This is a genomic window from Streptomyces sp. NPDC032126, assembly GCF_055580085.1.
Genome location: NZ_JBVIMA010000001.1, coordinates 1,675,856 through 1,692,357 on the forward strand (window position 1 = coordinate 1,675,856; position 16,502 = coordinate 1,692,357).

Here is a 16,502-nt window from a genome sequence, read left to right on the forward strand (position 1 = left end):
CGCTCCGCACGCCCCTCAGCCGCATCCCCCGGACCGGAGAGACCGTGACCAGGATCGACGCGCACCATCACATCTGGCGGCCGGCGTCCGCCACCGAGCCGGCGTCCGCCACCGAGCCGACGGCGGACTCCGGCCCCCGCCGCCGCGCGCACCACTGGCTCGACGCACCCGACATGGCGTCCGTGCGGCGGGACTTCACCCTGGCGGACCTCGCGCGGGAGACCGCCGCCGCGGGCATCGACCGTACGGTCCTGGTCCAGGTGCTGCCCGAGACGGACGAGACGGCGGAGTTCCTGGCCCTGGCCGGCCGATCCGACCAGGTGGCGGGCGTCGTCGGCTGGGCCGACCTCACCTCGGACCGCCTCCCCGACACCCTGGCCGCCCTGCGATCCGGGCCCGGCGGTGAACTCCTGGTGGGCATACGCCACTTGGTGCAGGGCGAACCGGACCCGGACTGGCTGAACCGGCCCGACGTACGTCAGGGCCTGCGCGCGGTCGGCGCCGCGGGCCTCGCCTACGACCTGCTCACCCTGCCGCACCAACTGCCCGCCGCCATCGCCACCGTACGGGCGCTGCCCGAGCTGACCTTCGTCCTCGACCATCTGTCCAAGCCCCCCATCGCCGGGGGCGACCTCCAGCCGTGGGCGTCCCTGATCCGCGAACTGGCGGCGCATCCCAACGTGTTCTGCAAATTGTCCGGCATGGTCACCGAGGCCGAGCGGGAGCACTGGAGCACATCCGCCCTGCGCCCGTACGCCGACGTCGCGTTGGACGCCTTCGGCCCGGAGCGGGTGATGTTCGGCTCCGACTGGCCGGTGTGCCTGCTGGCCGCCTCGTACGAGGAGGTCGTCACCGTGGCCGAGGAGCTGACCGCGGGCCTCACGGACACCGAGCGCGCCGAGGTCTTCGGCGGCACGGCGTCCCGCGCCTACCGGCTGAGGCACCCGGAGTGACCTGTGTGGGCACCGGTCGGGTACCGGTGCCCACGGTGTTCAGCGGTTGAACGTCAGGCGCGGCGCCGCGTTGCGGGCCAGGGTGTGGGCCTGGTCGGGCCACCAGGTGCCGGCGGGTGGGTCGACGATGCCGTACTCGGGGTCGATCGTGCCGCCGGTGTTGCGCGTGCAGCTGCCGTCCGACTCACCGGGGATCTTGATCCACAGGTAGGCGTCGACGAGCGGGACGCCCGTGTCGGCGGTCGGACGCAGGCCGAGACCGCGGCCGGGCGCGTTGCACCAGATCTCCGGGTCCCCGCTGTACTTGCCCGGCTCCGGCGACCAGGCGCCCAATCCGTTGCGGCTGGTGTCGATCACGAAGTGACGCAGCTCGTCGGCCGGTGCCGCGCCCACGTTCTGGTCGAACCAGGCGTCCGTCCACCGCCAGGTCGTGGGGTCGGTGGAGGACACGGCGTTGCCGGGAGCGCCGTCGTTGGGAGCGGCGGACGAGTAGTACTGGCTGGCGCACCAGTCGGTGTGGCCGCGTGCCTGCTCGGGGCCCCGGGTGGCGAACCACATGCACCGGGCGATCCAGGTGCCGTACCGGGTGTTGTGGTCGGTGGGGTGGGTGTTGGACACGTTCAGGGAGAAGCCGTCGCTGTACTGGACGCCGGCGTCCAGCAGCCGCCGGGCCATGTCGCCGACCGACCGCCACTGGACGTTGCCGGCGTCCAGGTAGACGGCGGTGTGCGGCCGGGCCTTCAGGGTCTTCACGGCGTAGGCCAGGTCGGCGATACGGGCGGCCGTGAGCTCGCCGGTGGGGTCCACGGCGGGCCCGCACTCCCGGGGGAGGAGGGCCAGTCCGTCGGGTTCGAGGACGACCTCCGCCTTGCTGTTCCCGATGCCGGCGGCGAAGGCGTCGATCCACTGGCGGTACGCGGCGGAGGAGGAGGCTCCGCCGCTGGAGTACTGGGAGCAGTCCCGCCCGGGGATGTCGTAGGCGACCAGGATCGGGGTCCGGTCGACCGCGTGGGCGCGCCGGACGAGCTTGTTCACCTTGACGCGCACCTCCTGGGGTGTGCCCTCGGTGAACCAGTCGGCCTGGGGCCAACTCGCCACCTTGGCCATGTTGGTGGCGTTTTGGAGGTCCCCGTTCCTGAGGTCGACGAGGGCCTGCCGCGCGGCCTTGCTGTGCGGGTCGACGTAGAACCGGGTGGAGGGGGTGCTCGCGTCCCGTGTGGGCGTGGCGTGTGCCTGGGGCGCGGTGAGGGCGGCGCAGGCGGTGAGTGCCGCGAAGAGGGAGGCCGTCGTGCGTCGGAAGGTGCGTGGTTTCAAGGCTGTTCCTGGTCGATGAGGGGTGGAGGGGTGTGCGCTGCCCGGTCGCGAGGCGGGGTGCCCGCGCGGCGCCGGGCCGTCCCGGATCAGTAGCCGTAGATCATCTTGTAGGCGACCTCGGGGAGGAACTGTCCGGCCGAAGAGCCGCTTCCGACGCCGCAGTTGCCGTCGGACTCGCCCGGCGTCTTGATCCACAGCAGCATCTCGGCGCCTCCGCCCGTCCGGGTGGGAGTGCCGATACGGCGGCCGGAGGGGTTGCACCACTGGCCGTTGGAGCCGTTGCCGTTGCGGCTGGTGTCCACGACGAACGGCTTGGTGTAGCCGTAGCGGGCGCTGAGCTCGTTGTTGACGGCGTTGCCGTAGGCGGTGTTCTCGGCCGTGGTGAAGTAGTTGGAGATGCTGAGCGAGAAGCCGTGGGCCTGCCGCAGGCCGGCTCCGTCGAGGCGCTGGGCCATGGTCGCCGGGCTCGCCCAGCCCGGGTTTCCGGCGTCGAGGTAGACCCAGGTGTTGGGGGCCTGGCGGCTGAACTGGGAGACAGCGCCGGAGATCATGCCCCTGCGTTCGTCGATCTGTGCCTGGGTCATGCAGCCGTAGTCGGCGAGGGAGTCCGGTTCAAGGAGGACCACGGCGGGGCGGTTCGCGATCCCGCCGGCGAACTGGGCGATCCAGGTCGCGTAGGCGGACGGCGAGGAGGCGCCGCCGGCGGAGTGCCCGCCGCAGTAATCGCGGTTGTAGACGTTGTACGCGACGAGGATGGGCAGCTTGTCCCGCTGGTCGGCCGCGCCCGCGTACGCACCCGTGGCGGTGCCGATGGAGCCGCTCCAGGAGCCGAACCAGTGGGCCATCGGGGTGTTGGCGATGGAGGCGTTGATCGCGGCTGTCCGGCCGTCGCCGGGATTGGCAGCGGTCCACCGCTTCACGGAGGAGTCGGGATCCACGTAGAAGCCGCTGGTCATGGTGGTCGGGTCGGCCGCGTGGGCGGAGGGGGCGACGGCGAGCGCGAGCGGCAGGGCGAGGAGCCCCGTGGCGAGGGCGCGGAGGCTGCGGCGCATGAAGAAACCTCGATTTCCTGGCAGGGATGCGCCGCGCGCTCTCGTCCGGGAGCGTGCGACGCGCTGAGGGAGTGCGGGTGGTACGACGCCCCCGCGTGCCTGGCCGGGGTCCGGCGGGGGCGCACTCCCGGGAGCCCGGCGACGGATCTTGGGAGCGCTCCCACTGGAAGCGCTCCCAATAGTGCTGAGGACTCTTGGGATGTGGTCGATAGCGTGTTGCTCCCTGGTTCAACTGTCAAGAGTCGATGCGCAATGGGCGCTTCCCATGCCTTCACAGGGCGAGAACGAGGCTCTAGAGTCACGAAAACCGGAAGCGGTTCCAGCCAGCGGAGGGAAGCCTTCCGGCAGGCCGAGAGAGGGGCTCATGGTTCATGGCAGATGATGTGCCGCGCGGGAAGTCGACCCTCGCCGAGGTGGCCGAACGCGCCGGAGTCTCCCGCTCGGTGGCCTCCCGCGTCCTGAACAAGGCCCCGCACGTCAGCCGCGCCAAACGCGAGGCGGTCGAACGGGCCGTGGAGCAGCTCGGTTACGTGCCCGACCCGACCGCACGCGCTCTGGCCACCCGCCAGACGGGAGCGGCCGCCCTGGTCATCGCCGGAGAGGATCCGTCGATCTTCGCGGACCCCTTCTTCGCCCAGGTGATCGTGGGGGCGTCGACCGCGCTGGAAGAGGCCGATCTGCATCTGATGCTGTGTCTGGCCGCCTCCGACCGGGGCCGCAAAAGGGTGGCCGAGCTCTTTCGCTCCAGGGGCGTCGACGGAGTCATGCTGATGGCCCTGCGCGAGGGCGATCCGCTGACCCGTATGGCACAGGAGGCGGGGATGCCCGTGGTGTTCGGCGGCCGGCCGGTCGGTTCCGCTCCCCGGTGGTACGTGGACGTGGACAACGTCGGCGGGGCGCGCGAGGCCACCGAGTACCTGCTCTCGCTCGGCCGGACCCGGGTGGTCACGATCTGCGGGCGGATGGACACCGAGGTCGGGCGCGCCCGGTACCGCGGCTACCAGGACGCCATGCTCGCGGCCGGCCTCCAGCCGTATCCCCCGGAGGAGGGGGACTTCACCGAGCCCGGTGGAGCCGCCGCCATGGCCGCGCTGCTGGCGAACCGCCCCGAGGTGGACGGGGTGTTCGCCGCCAACGACAACATGGGGGCGGGGGCACTGCGCACCCTGCGTGAGGCCGGCCGCCGGGTACCCGGCGACATCGCCGTGGTCGGCTTCGACGACCTCACCGTCGCCCAGGTCGCCGATCCCCCGCTCACCACCGTGCACCAGCCCATAACGGCCCTCGGGCGCGAGATGGCGCGCATGCTCGTCGCCCTCGTCAACGGCCAGGACCCCACCCCGCTGATCCTGCCCACGCACCTGGTCCACCGCTCCAGCGCCTGAAGGGGCCGAGCGGCCGGCCGGTGGCCGCGGTCGCGGCGACATGCGCGGTGGCCCGGACGTCTGGTCTGCTGGTGGGGTACCCGTTCCGTGGGACGCCGGCGCGAGGGCGCCCGCTCCCTCGGGGCACCGGAGGACTCGCCATGGCCCGCCCCGAACCCGACCCGGCTCCACGGCCCGACGTACGACGGCGCCGCACCCTCGGCATCGGGCCGGCCGTGGCGCTCACCATCGCGATCCTCGTCGCGGCCAACTTCGCCGTACACCGCTGGAGCGGTCCGGCCACGCTGGTGACGGCGGTCGTGGGCAGCGCCCTGCTGCTCGGTGTCCTGCGCGCGGCCGGCGGGACATGGGCGGACGCGGGTCTCGCCCGAGCCACCCTGGCCCGCGGCGCCCGATGGGCCCTGACCCTGATCGGACTGGTCGGCGTCGTCTACCTGGCCGGTGCCCTGCTGCCGGCCACCCGCACGCTCTTCGAGGACGAGCGGTACGACCGGCTCACCGGCGCCGACGTACTCCTGCGGGCCTTCGTGCTGGTCCCCGTCGGGACGGTCCTGCTGGAGGAGACCGCCTTCCGCGGCGTGCTCTATGGCCTGGTGCGCCGGGCCCGGGGCACTGTATGGGCGACCGCCGTGTCCAGTGTGCTGTTCGGGCTCTGGCACGTCCTGCCGTCCCTGCACCTGGCGACCGCGAAACCCGCGCTCACCGGCGCCTTGGGCGACTCCGCGCTCGGCGCCGCCGTCGCCGTGCTGGGGGCCGTCCTGTTCACCGGCGCGGCCGGCGTCCTCTTCTGCGAACTACGCCGCCGCAGCGACAGCCTCCTGCCTCCGATGGGGCTGCACTGGGCGGTCAACGCGCTTGGCTATCTTGTGGGCTACTTGCTGCGTTGAACTCGGGGGGAGTCGCCCCCGCATTCGAGCACGCCGACCGGCCTGGATCGCTGTCCAGGCTGAGGGGTGGTCCGGTCTCATGGTTGGCGCCCTCCGCTCGCAGCACGGGCGACGAACGACGGCACCGAGGAAGCCGCGTGTCCCCTCCCCCCGGGGGGCGGGGGCCGCGCGGCGGGCTACTGCGGCAGGAGCTCGATTTCGACGGCGAGCGCGCCGAGCGCTTCCTTCTCCGCTGGGTAGATCTCGCGGATGTTGGCGAGCTGCTGCTCACGGGTGGAGGTCGGGTTGACGTTCGCCGGCCCCTCCCCGTCGAGCAGTTCCCCGAACGTCTTGTACTCCGCGACCCGCTTCACCAGGACATCACACGTCTCGTCCGTGCCCTTGATGCGGAAGCGGATGACGTCTCCGGCGGCCAGGTCTTCGAGGTGGGGGTACTTCACCCGCACCTCGATCGTCTTCTGACCGGCGGCCACCAGGTCGAAATACCGGCGATAGAGGTTCAGTTCGCGGACGCGCGCGGCGGCAGTCTCCGTCATGGGGCGGGAACGCTCCTAGCTGTTGCAGTGGTCATGAGTCGGCCGAGTTCACCGGCTGAGTACGAGCGGAAGAAGTGGCGGGGGTCGGCGAGTAACACGTCCGTCAGACCGAGCAAGCGGTCGACGTATTCAGCCAACGAGCCCGGCCACTCTCGGGTGTCGAGCATCCACGGGGCCGCACCGTCGGGCAAGGGCGATCGCCCCTCCCGGATAAGGGACTTGGACAGCTTCGCGCCCGTGTCCGTGACAATCTGAGGGCAGAAGAGCCGGGCAGGCAGTTGCCCGCCGGTAAGGCCGACAGCCTGTAGGGCGCCGTCGACGAGGAGGCAGCCGGGCATCCAGTCGCCGCCCTTGACCATGATGTGAAGCGTGCCGACCGCTCCCGTGATGGCCAGCTCTTTGACCAGGTTCCGATACAGCGTGGCCAGGTCCAGGTAGCCACCGTTGGCCGGTTCGATGACGACCTCGTATGCGCCGTGGTGCAGGCACATCGCCGAGACGGTTGCCCGCTCGAAGCCGTTGTCACAGACACGGGTTCGCTCCGCGTACTTCTCGGCCCACCCGCAGCCGGGGCGTGGGCAGGGGACACGGACGTGCGGGACGCCGGACGATGGGGATAGGAACCAGCGGGCAGTGTCCATGCGGGGCAGCACGCGCAGCCAGGTACGGCGGAAGTGCTCGCCCGCCTGCTGCTCGCTGTAGGTCTCGACGGAGTACGACACGTGCAAACGCTCGGACAGGGCCGTGAACAGCGGGCGGTACAGCTTGTCGACCTGTTCCGAGATGCCGGTGGCACCCAAGGCGTGCGCGTAGGCCCGCTGGTAGCGGTGACCGGTCTCCTTGTCGGTGACGATGGCGTACGGCGCGTTGTCGAGGGCGCCGAACTGGACTTCGACCGGGACACCGAACTTCTCCCGGATCCGGGCTGCGGTGGCGAACGTGAGCGACTGAACCAGGGACGTTCCGACGTGCGGGGCTCCGTTGATCTGCGTTCCCACCACGAACACGATCCGCTCAGGAACCGCGTTGACGATGTGCGGCCTGAGCAGGTCCTCAGCGTGCGTGAGCGCGTTGGCCAGCACGGTGTTCGGCGATACGGGATAGGTGGTCACCGCGTCTTCCCCTCGATGGGTGGGCAGGACTGCGCCGCAGAGCGGCGGGTGTACGTTCAGCGGTAGAGCTCCGGTTGAGTGGACACGCCCCCGCGCCGGGGGAACCAGGAACGACGCGGGGGCGGGGGTCATCGGGACATGCCCCGCCCTCTCGGTGTGCGATGCCGGCCCGACCCCGCCGGGAAGTGGGGTGCGCACCGGGCGGGGACGGGGGCTGGCGGGGGCACCGGGCGGTGCGTGGGCAGCGGATACACCCGGAGGGAGTACCGGGCGTCGCAGTCCGTCACGGTGAACAGGAACGGGCGGCCTGCGGCGAGGGCGCGCAGTGCGTGCTCGTATGCCTGCTCGCTGTCGGCCCATGCGCGCAGTTCGACATCAGGGCGGGGTACGTCCGGCCCTGCGGTGGCGAGCGGTGCATCCCGGAGGCATACGGCTCCAGGGTCCGGGGACAGCAGCCAGGCGAGGCGAAATGCCTGGACGCGAAGCCAGCGGGCGGCGAGGCGCGGGGACCGGCCGCGGTGGTTGGCGAGCAGAATCTCGCGGGTGCCGCTGAGGTCGTGGGCGGTCGCCTCACAGCGGAAGGCGATGGGCGACCGCATCGGAGGACGTGCAGAGGCCGACGGAGCGAGCATCAGCACGGCCCGACTCACCGCGCATGCTCCCTAGCCGATTCCCTGGCGGCGATGAGCTGTGTGAACTGGATGGAGTACAGCTCAACCTGCGCCGGGGTGAGCACGAGCACCGTCTCACAGGTGCCGCCGTCTTCGTAGTGGACGGTTACGGGCAGGGCGGCCTGCTGGGCGCGGCGGTCGTAGACGGCGTCTCGCCGCATTGGCGTGACGTGCGTGACCGGGACCGGCACGGGGCGCAGGGTGGTCCCGTCCGACTTGGCACGCCAGTCTTCACCCCCGCCCGGCGGGCGCAGGTGGTACGACGCCGAGGTGTCGCTCGGCAAGGCGACGCATACGCCGATCTTTCCGCCCTTGGCGAGGTCGAGCGCCAGGTCGCCGAGGCGGGGGTGGAACGGGGCGCCAGTGCTTAACTCGGCGCCATGTGCGGGAAGTTGCTTCGCGGTTCGTTCGGCCATGCTCCGAAGCTAGGAATATCTCCGGGGCCCAATATGAACCGCAGGAATACGATCCTCACCCGTCGAGATGGAAGCGGTCTGACATGCGCCGCAGCTTCTCACGAGTACTCGCCCGCTCGGCGTACACGATGCTGCGCAGGGTTGACCGGGCGATGGGGTGGTTGCGGACGAGCTGGGGAGCGATGCGCTCGGCCTTCTCCAGTTCCTTCAGCGCCTTGTCGCGGTTCCCATCCCACAACCAAGCGCGGGCCAGGTCCATGTGATGGTGTCCCTGACGGGAGTTGGGCAGCGCCTCAACCAACTCCTTGCTCGTGCGCCGGTTTATCGACAGGGCCTCACGTTGCTCATGCATCTCCAGAGCGACGCTGATCGCATGGATCTGCACGTTGCCCGGCGAGAAGGTCAAGCTGTGACGGTCGTAGACCGGAGGCCCGGCGGCGTCCGCGATCCTCATGGCTGCACTCCGGGCGTGCTTGATCCGGTCCTTCGCTTCCGCCTTGCGACCGCCCCGCGCAGCCGAGACAGCCGCGCGCAGTTGCAGCGTTCCCCACGCCCGTACGGCCAGCGGATCACCCCGGTCGTACTCCTGCTGGACGCTGCGAATCGCCTTGTCGGACAGGGCGATGGAGTCGTCCCAGTCCGCCGTGGCCCACATGTCCCAGACCCGCATCCAGTCGGCGACAGCAGGCATAACAGGGTCGCCGGACTGTCGGGCAGACCAGGCGGCCCGCTCACACGCCATGGCGATCAGCTCAGGGTGTCCAAGGGCATGCGCGGCCGTGTGGGCGAACTTGCAGCATACGGCGTAGATAGCGAACGCCTCTTCCCGCTCGTGTCCCGAGGAGACTTCGGCGAGGGCGCGTGCCTCACGGAAAATATCGGGGAGCACTTCCATGATCGCCACGTTGGCAGCGGCGTCACGCAGGCGGTGCAGGCGGGTGGTTTCCAGCCAGAGCTGGCGGGCAGGCCGGGGGGTTCCGTCGAAGACGGGTGCGAGGTCGTAGCGGCGCAGCTCACGCATGATCGCGGCGGCGGATACCTGCCACTGATTCTCTGCCGGGGAGCTGTTGTACGGCCGCCCGATCAAGTCGTTCGGGTGTACATGCAGCTCCGAGGCAAGCAGGCTGAGCAGGCCGACGCGGTCCAGCTCGATGAGCCCGCCTTCCATCTTCGAGACCCACCCCTGAGTCTTGCCCAGGGCGGCAGCGAGGTCAGCTTGCGTCATGCCGAGGCGGAGCCGTGCACGGCGTGCGCGACGGCCGATCTCTTCGGCTTCTTCCAGCATCAGCGCGCCCCCCGGTCGGTGAGGCGCCGGCAGTACGGCAGGCGGCGAGGCATCGTGCTCCATCCGTCGGGCTTTTACCCTTGACGGTACCGAGACTGCGTGCCGCGTGTGGAGTGCTACTGGTCAGGAAGTCCCTGGCACGGTGCGTTAGCGGATCTCCTAGAACTCCGGCTGTTGCGTCACTAGGTCCGAGATCACTGACCTTCTTCGAGCCAGCTCCTGATCACCTCTGCCTCGCCCTAGTCATCGGCTACCTTGCAAAACGCCCAGCCGTGGTGACGCAACGTCCAAGTGATCGCGGCGGACTCATGGCACCCCCCATTTGGTGGCTGCACTTTATTTTGAGGCCTTGCGGCTGCCTTGGGTCGTGCGGCCGTGGTGGTCGCTGTTCGGGGCAGCGGGGGGTGGTGAAGGGCGGTCAGGGAACGGTCTTGAAAACCGTCGTGGCAGCGATGTCGCCGTGGGTTCAAATCCCACTGTCTCCGCGCAAGTGGAAGTGTTACAGGTCAGAAGGGGTGGTTCTCCCTGGGAGGCGCCCGTCCAGCGTGAGGCAGTCTCACCTTGACGCAACCCTGTCGCGCTGTGGATCACTGGGTGTGGACCAGACGTGGATCAACATCTGGCGCACGGACATGACCAAAATGACATGGCATGTTCACGCTTGATTTGCGTGGGAACCTTCTCTGCCCTCAATCCTGCCGATCATGAAGACCCTGAAACTGGCTGTGCCCATGGGACTCGCCGCCCTCATGCTCACCGTGGCAGGCGCGATGTCCACCGCCTCGGCGACGACGTACTGGACGTACATGAACGACTACGAGGGCCAGTGCCTGGTCTCCTCGACCGTGAGTGACAAGGTCTGGTCGGACACCTGCAACGACTCGCTCTCCACCCGGAACTGGTACTGGGGTGCGTCTTCTTACACCCGCAACTACGACGGCGTTGTGTTCCGCCGACTGGTGAGCAAGGCCAACGGCATGTGCCTCACCACGGACAACAAGACCTCGGTCAACGCCGTCTGGATGAGCGACTGCGGGAACGCCCCTGGGCAGTGGTGGAGTAACGATGGCAACTACCTGGAATGCGACACCGGAAACGGGGTGTTTCTCCGCACCTCGGGCAATGGTGCAGCCGTCTACACCACCAACTACATCGGCGAAGCCGGCATCGACTCACACCGCTGGGTCTGGTGGGGCGCACACAGCTGACGCTCCCACGACGTGAAGAAGGCCCTCACTCCCCTGGGCGGATTCCAGGGGTGAGGGCCTTCTCCGTGTGGTGGCAGAACTCAGTCGCTTGCGTCCAAGGCTCGCTCGACGCGTTCGTTTGAGTGCTGCTGGTTGCGGTGAAGGGCTTTGGCGTAGAAGCGGAACAGAACCGCGATGCTGTGGCCGGCGCAGCGTGCGACAGGCGAAGGTTCTGATCGACGCTGTCGGCGAGCAGGGCGAATGTGGGAGACGTCTTAAGGTCTTCTTCGGTGCGCAGACAGTTCAACATCTGCTTCACCGCCAGCGTGGTCGGCGGCCGAATCGCGATCTCGGACGAGTCCACGGAGCTGCGTTTCGTCCGGGCAGACGAGATTGATCAACTGCCGATGCACCACACGCAGCGACTCCGGATCCGCCACTTCCTGGAGCACCGTGATCGGCCGTATCTCGGCTGGCCTCTTGAGGTTGCGGTGACGGCGACCCCGATCGCCACGGCGGCACACAGAGGCCGTTGCTCACGATCATCAGCGGCCAGCCGGAGGAAGGTGGATTTCCCTCACCACACGCTTTCCAACTGTGGTGGTGGGGGTTTGGGCTGGGTGCAGGAGCTTCCACCTGCGTGCAGGCGCGGCTGGCGGATGGTGGGGGAACGGCTCCGGGCCTCGCCTGAACGGCCGTGAACGGGCTGAATGAGACGGAAACTGGGATGGACCGCCGAGCTAGCCTACAGACTTGCCTTCGGCTTGCTCGGCCGCGCCGATCACGTGCTCCATAACGACTCGCGTGTACTCCCACATGGCTGCCAGCAGGTCCGTGACGCCGAAAATGCGGCCGTCGGGCAAGACGGCCTGAACCTGAGCCGCGAAGCTGTACTGTCCCTGGACGGACTTGATGCGGCCATTGGTCCGATGCCGGAGCAAGACGGCACCGTCTTCAAAGGGAGCAACCATCACCTCGGTGTCTGGCGGCACGCTAGCGGCTGCCCCTTCTTCGGTTTCGAACTCGACCGCTGGCGCGTGCTCGATGGTCTGTGGTGCCAGATCCGGCTTGACCTGCAGGTGGTGCTTGGTGCTGTTATCTAGGTCGCGCAGAGCCAGCAGGAGGTCTTCTTCGAGGGCGCCGCCTTGCTCAGGTCGCTGGAACGGTTGCACCTGCTCCAGAGCGTCGCGACACCAGTCGGGCAAGCAAGCGAGCGCCTTCTGCCGGCTCTTCCACTCCTTGGGTGTGCCGCAAATAGGAAACATGAGCGCTTTGAGCTGCTTCTCATCCGTCATGCCAGATTGTCGGGTGATGGCCACGACCAGATTGTCGACGGCGGCCCGAAGGTGGTTAACGGCTTCACCGAAGCGGAAGCCCCAATCGGCGAGTGGCGGAGGCTGAGACACCTGGAGTTGCAGCTCCCAGCTAAGCCGATCTTCGGCGACACTTGCTCGTGCACCACAAGAACTACTGCTGCCCCATGCCTGGATGTCGGCCGACAGCTCCGCTCCGAGCTGATGCGCTCGCTTCAGTCGGCTAATCTGGTCAGAGAAGTCCACTTTGTTCCCTAACTCCCGTTACCTGGCGCCACTTTACTGTCGCATTCCAGGGGAACCATGAGTTTTGCGCGACGCTGGCAGCCGACTTCACGCTCTCACTCCGATCACGTCAACGAGCCCTCAGCTTGGGAAGCTTGGGTTCTCTGGCATGGCTGCCACGCTGACCTCCGGTGGACCGACTACGGGACCTGACTCTCCGATGACCTGGTCCCCGCCATTCCCCCTGGTTCCCCGCACGATCTGGCACGACCTCTTCGTCCCACGCGCTCTCGGCTGGGAGGCATCGGGGCCTGGTGAGCTGGTCAGTCGGCCATTGATAGCTGTTGCGGTCGCCTGTGGTCACGATGGTTGCTGTACTTCGCTGCTGTACCGCAACGGCCATCACGTACTACTGGTCCACCGGTCGTTAACTGGTCATCGGTGCTTCGGCGTCATACGCTCTGTCGCCACGCCTAGGCAGCTGGGCTCTGTCGTCTGAGCGGAGGGGGAAACGGCGATGCCGCTGGAGTTCGGACTGTGGAGGGTAGACGACAAGCCAGTGCGAGTCGCTACGCGGCCGATGCCCTTGGAGTCTCGGCTCGAGGAACTCATCGAGGCCGATCCCGGCATCCTGGGGCATCCGCTGCTGCTGATCGGCCGGCAGGTGCTCACGCAGCATGGCAAGGTCGTCGACCTGCTGGGCATGGATGCCGAGGGAAGCCTGCACGTTCTGGAGCTCAAGCGGGATCGCACGCCTCGTGAGGTGGTGGCTCAGGTTCTCGACTACGGTTCCTGGGTCCAGGAGCTCACCAACGACCAGATACGCGACATCTATGCGTCCTATGCCCGCAGTCGGGGACTGGCTGAGCAACTGGATGAGGCGTTCGCGCTGCGGTTCGGCGGCACTCCGCCGGAAGCCCTCAACTCGACTCACGCTCTCACTATCGTCGCGAGTGAGATCGATGCGGCGACGGAGCGGATCGTCACCTACCTGGCGTCTGGGTTCCAGGTTCCGGTCAACGTGCTCTTCTTTCGCTACTTTGAGGACGAGGGGCGTTCCTACCTGGCACGCACCTGGTTGATCGACGAGGTTGAGGCCGTGGCGCCCTCGGCCGGGTCGAAGGGACGCGGGAAGCAGGAGCCGTGGAACGGGACGGATTGGTACGTGTCCTTCGGCGATGAGCCCGGCGGTCGGAACTGGGGCGACGCCCTCAACTACGGATTCGTTTCGGCCGGTGGGGGAGAGTGGTTCTCACGGACGCTTCGGTCCCTGCCGCTTGGAGCGCGGGTGTTCACGCATATCCCCAAGGTGGGCTATGTGGGGGTCGGCACGGTCGCGGGCGAACCGCAACCGTTCGAGGCCGCCGTCCTCAGCATCGACGGTGAAAGCCGACGGCTGGCTGATCTCCCGCTGGAGGGAACGTATCGACGCTCTGAGGAGGCAGCGACGGATGGGGAAGATCCTCGTGAGTGGATAGTCCCGGTTACCTGGGAGCGGGCCGTGCCGCGCGAAGAGGCACTGTGGCGTACGGGCTTCTTCGCCAACCAGAACTCCGCCTGTAAGCTCCGCGCCCGATTCACGATCGAAGAGGTGTCCCGCCACTTCGGCATAGAACAAGGCATCCCTGACGCCTGACAGCAGCGTCATAGCTCAACTCCATCAGCCCGCGGTCTAGCCGCACGCCCGGCTTCGGCAGTCGCAACCGAGGACGCGGAGAATGCCTCTTGCACACGTCTCCGGGGGCCAGTTGGGTCCTGGACAACGCAGCAAGTCACGGGCCTACACGCGGCAGATCGGGCAAGGTGAGTCCACGGATAGTCCACAGCCAGCCGAGCACGGCTTTAGGCGGGATACGCGACGAGCACTCCATCACTGAACCGCATCTGCGAGAGAGTGGCCCATTGCGATCCATGCGGGGTAGTCCGACAAACCCAAGGGGGAGCGCTTCGTACTACGCAAGTCAGAGGCTCTTGGCCCCCGCCGCGTAGTCCCTTGCTTGAGTGGGTGTCAGCAGGTTCGAAACACGGATGAGGATGCCGCCGACGATGTAGTGGTACTCAGTTGCGCCGGACATGGACTTGGCGATCGTCTCGATGTACTTCGCCCGAGCCTTTGCCTCGTCCTCGGTCTTGAAGACTTCGACGCTGTCAGAGAAGGCGGCCTTGCTGGTGTAGCCGCCCGGCCGCCCGAGCAGGCGGTTCGGGTCGTTGGCCTCGGTATAGACCCGGACGAGCTTCAACTCCGGGATGGACTTCCCCAGCGCAGCCAGGGCTTGCTGTGCGCTCATTGAGTCTGACTTCTCGGTCGAGGCTGCGTCCACGGAGCTCGTGCTCTTCGGCGATGTGCTCGACGAGGTGTCGGTCGAGCTGGTGGAGTTGCAGCCGACCAACAGCGCTCCGACGAACGCGAGCCCGGCTACGGTGGTGCGAATATGCATGATCCCCCCAAAGGCATGCAGGTGAGGGCACATTGCATTGCCGTGTTGTTCTCCGCGCAGATGGGCGCGGCGAGTGGGGGCGCGCGTGGTGGCACCCATTACGCGGCTTGTGTCCACGCGATCAACGAGAAGCTTGAGAAAGACCACGGCATCAGGGCCGTGACCGATCACGGCGGCACGCTGGTGGCGTGCATTGGCGTCCGCCGATCCCAACTGGGCGCGGCACCACCGGACACCCGCTGCAGCCTCGCACCGCCAACACGCTTTCCAACTGTGTTGGTGGGATGGTGGGCGTCGTTCAGGGGCGTTCAGCTGCGTTCACCCCTTTCCGAGAGTGCCACTGGCATCGGCCTCGGGTCCGCTGCGAACGGCCCTGAACCAAGCTGAATGAGACCGAAACTGAGACGGGGACCCGATGGAACGAGTGGAAGCCGAGCTGTTCACCGATGCTGGCCACGACGCTGTGGTGCGCCTGCCTGGCCGTCGCTTTCCTGGAGTCCTGGTCCAGGGCGACACCCTCAGGATTCTCTCCGCCGACGCAGCCGAACTCGTCGAACTCTGCGCAGCCGGTGATCTGGAGGAGGCCCGCCAAGCGGCAAGCCTCCTCTAGGAGGAACTCGGGGCGAAGCTACGGTGCTACACCGATGCTCTCGACGCCCACAGACAGCGACACCCCTTCTGATCAATAGCTCTATGTGGATCGGTCAGTGAGGGTCAGACCGGTCGTTGAGGAGCCATGGGTGGATCCTGTTAGACGGGGTGGGTTGCTGTTGCTGTCGTTGCGGTACTTCTCTGCTGTACGCGACCTGAGGTGCGCCAGGCGGTCAGGCGCGGCGCCATGCTTCGAAGAATCGCTCACGGTCCTGTGCCGTTTCGGACTCCCGTCGACTGGCCAGCGCGACACGCCATGCGCTTATCTCTGCGTCCCGTAGCCACAGCTCGCCCCCGTAGCGACCGCTAACGCCAATGGTGCCGTTGTCGAGGACTGAACCGATGGCTTCTGCCACAGCGGTGCGCTGAGCTGGCGTCAGCTCCTCCAAGAAGCTCAGGACGCGGGAGGCGATGCCGCCCTCGTTGCCGTCCTGGATACGGTCGAAGAAGGGCCCGCCCATGTTGGCAGGGCGGATGTTCCAGGCTGCGCTGCCTCCGGTGTCGCGGATGCGCTCCCAGAAGTCCTTCCCTTCTGTGGTTCCCGGCAACGGAAGCGCCGCGAACAGGTCGATCAAGTGACCGTTGGCAGCTTGGTTGTACGCGGTGTCACAGGTTGCAGCAGCAGCGATTTCGGCAACGTGGCTGACAGCGAGGCCGCTGTCTTCGGGCCAGCCGAGAGGGACGTTGAGCTTCTGGGTGAGGTGCTGTTCCAGCTCGTCGTACTCATCAGGCTGTTCGCTGCCGATACGCCGGTTCACGATCAAGCTGTCCCCCTGGGGCTGCGGTCTGATACTCGGACATGCCAGCATGTCAGGGCTAGAAGCCTCGGTGTGAGTGGGTTTTGGACGAGCTGGGTCCTGGCGAGTCAGCCCTTCAGATAACGCCGATCGCGACCGTCAGCGATCACGCGTGAGAAAGGCGGAGCTCCCACCCAACGGCCCGCCCGGTCCTACGGATCAGAAGGTTGCCGGTTCGCATCCTGCCGCGTCGCAAGCACAGAGGCCCCGGAGAAATCCGGGGCCTCTGTCGTTTCGGACGCCCACCGAAGTTGCTTCGGGGAGAGGTCCGCGCCAGCCC

At 67.6% G+C, this 16,502-nt stretch carries 16 protein-coding genes and 1 pseudogene; 7 read left to right on the forward strand and 10 right to left on the reverse strand.

Annotation, left to right across the window (positions count from 1 at the left end):
* The first annotated feature begins 44 nt into the window (after nt 1–44).
* Nucleotides 45–953 (forward strand): amidohydrolase family protein, encoded by a 909-nt coding sequence (locus ACZ5NW_RS07105; protein ID WP_468742694.1) that lies wholly within the window; start codon nt 45–47, stop codon nt 951–953.
* A 39-nt stretch (nt 954–992) separates the two neighbouring features.
* Here ACZ5NW_RS07105 and ACZ5NW_RS07110 read toward each other — a convergent pair whose 3' ends face one another.
* Together ACZ5NW_RS07110 and ACZ5NW_RS07115 are read right to left on the reverse strand one after the other, a co-directional pair.
* Complete coding sequence (locus ACZ5NW_RS07110) at nt 993–2,267, reverse strand: glycoside hydrolase family 6 protein (protein ID WP_468742695.1); 1,275 nt, start codon at nt 2,265–2,267, stop codon at nt 993–995.
* Between the two features lie 86 nt (nt 2,268–2,353).
* Nucleotides 2,354–3,319: a glycoside hydrolase family 6 protein gene (locus ACZ5NW_RS07115; protein WP_468742696.1), complete on the reverse strand. Its 966-nt coding sequence runs from the start codon at nt 3,317–3,319 to the stop codon at nt 2,354–2,356.
* 371 nt (nt 3,320–3,690) lie between these two features.
* Between ACZ5NW_RS07115 and ACZ5NW_RS07120 the strand changes: the two genes are divergently transcribed.
* Both ACZ5NW_RS07120 and ACZ5NW_RS07125 read left to right on the forward strand, forming a co-directional pair.
* Nucleotides 3,691–4,704: a LacI family DNA-binding transcriptional regulator gene (locus ACZ5NW_RS07120; protein ID WP_468742697.1), complete on the forward strand. Its 1,014-nt coding sequence runs from the start codon at nt 3,691–3,693 to the stop codon at nt 4,702–4,704.
* Nucleotides 4,705–4,844: 140 nt separating this feature from the next.
* The gene (locus ACZ5NW_RS07125) at nt 4,845–5,591 is read left to right on the forward strand and encodes a lysostaphin resistance A-like protein (RefSeq protein ID WP_468742698.1); all 747 of its coding nucleotides are present in this window, start codon (nt 4,845–4,847) and stop codon (nt 5,589–5,591) included.
* Nucleotides 5,592–5,767: 176 nt separating this feature from the next.
* Here ACZ5NW_RS07125 and ACZ5NW_RS07130 read toward each other — a convergent pair whose 3' ends face one another.
* The 5 genes from ACZ5NW_RS07130 to ACZ5NW_RS07150 form a co-directional block, all read right to left on the reverse strand.
* Nucleotides 5,768–6,127, reverse strand: coding sequence for an ASCH domain-containing protein (locus ACZ5NW_RS07130; RefSeq protein WP_468742699.1), 360 nt, complete (start codon nt 6,125–6,127; stop codon nt 5,768–5,770).
* Complete coding sequence (locus ACZ5NW_RS07135; protein WP_468742700.1) at nt 6,124–7,239, reverse strand: hypothetical protein; 1,116 nt, start codon at nt 7,237–7,239, stop codon at nt 6,124–6,126. Before ACZ5NW_RS07135 ends, ACZ5NW_RS07130 begins: the two co-directional genes overlap by 4 nt.
* Before the next feature lie 128 nt (nt 7,240–7,367).
* The gene (locus ACZ5NW_RS07140) at nt 7,368–7,838 is read right to left on the reverse strand and encodes a hypothetical protein (RefSeq protein ID WP_468742701.1); all 471 of its coding nucleotides are present in this window, start codon (nt 7,836–7,838) and stop codon (nt 7,368–7,370) included.
* A gap of 47 nt (nt 7,839–7,885) precedes the next feature.
* Complete coding sequence (locus ACZ5NW_RS07145; RefSeq protein WP_468742702.1) at nt 7,886–8,326, reverse strand: hypothetical protein; 441 nt, start codon at nt 8,324–8,326, stop codon at nt 7,886–7,888.
* A 55-nt stretch (nt 8,327–8,381) separates the two neighbouring features.
* Entirely contained in the window at nt 8,382–9,611 is a 1,230-nt protein-coding gene (locus ACZ5NW_RS07150) for a helix-turn-helix domain-containing protein (RefSeq protein ID WP_468742703.1), read from the reverse strand.
* Nucleotides 9,612–10,315: 704 nt separating this feature from the next.
* Here ACZ5NW_RS07150 and ACZ5NW_RS07155 point away from each other — a divergent pair.
* On the forward strand, nt 10,316–10,819 hold the full coding sequence (locus ACZ5NW_RS07155) for a hypothetical protein (RefSeq protein ID WP_468742704.1): 504 nt from the start codon (nt 10,316–10,318) through the stop codon (nt 10,817–10,819).
* Between the two features lie 269 nt (nt 10,820–11,088).
* Nucleotides 11,089–11,271 (forward strand): annotated as a pseudogene (locus ACZ5NW_RS07160) (DNA mismatch repair protein MutT); the annotation flags it as partial.
* A 267-nt stretch (nt 11,272–11,538) separates the two neighbouring features.
* Here ACZ5NW_RS07160 and ACZ5NW_RS07165 read toward each other — a convergent pair.
* Nucleotides 11,539–12,357 carry a hypothetical protein gene (locus tag ACZ5NW_RS07165; RefSeq protein WP_468742705.1) on the reverse strand — a complete coding sequence of 273 codons (819 nt, stop codon included), beginning with the start codon at nt 12,355–12,357 and terminating at the stop codon, nt 11,539–11,541.
* A 496-nt stretch (nt 12,358–12,853) separates the two neighbouring features.
* Between ACZ5NW_RS07165 and ACZ5NW_RS07170 the strand changes: the two genes are divergently transcribed.
* Nucleotides 12,854–13,972 carry an endonuclease NucS domain-containing protein gene (locus ACZ5NW_RS07170; RefSeq protein ID WP_468742706.1) on the forward strand — a complete coding sequence of 373 codons (1,119 nt, stop codon included), beginning with the start codon at nt 12,854–12,856 and terminating at the stop codon, nt 13,970–13,972.
* Nucleotides 13,973–14,297: 325 nt separating this feature from the next.
* Here the strand turns inward: ACZ5NW_RS07170 and ACZ5NW_RS07175 are convergent, their stop codons facing one another.
* Nucleotides 14,298–14,945: a hypothetical protein gene (locus ACZ5NW_RS07175; RefSeq protein ID WP_468742707.1), complete on the reverse strand. Its 648-nt coding sequence runs from the start codon at nt 14,943–14,945 to the stop codon at nt 14,298–14,300.
* A 244-nt stretch (nt 14,946–15,189) separates the two neighbouring features.
* On the opposite strand from ACZ5NW_RS07175, the gene ACZ5NW_RS07180 reads away from it, so the two are divergent.
* Complete coding sequence (locus ACZ5NW_RS07180; RefSeq protein WP_468742708.1) at nt 15,190–15,384, forward strand: DUF6959 family protein; 195 nt, start codon at nt 15,190–15,192, stop codon at nt 15,382–15,384.
* 214 nt (nt 15,385–15,598) lie between these two features.
* Here the strand turns inward: ACZ5NW_RS07180 and ACZ5NW_RS07185 are convergent, their stop codons facing one another.
* Complete coding sequence (locus ACZ5NW_RS07185; protein ID WP_468742709.1) at nt 15,599–16,183, reverse strand: hypothetical protein; 585 nt, start codon at nt 16,181–16,183, stop codon at nt 15,599–15,601.
* Nucleotides 16,184–16,502 lie beyond the last annotated feature (319 nt).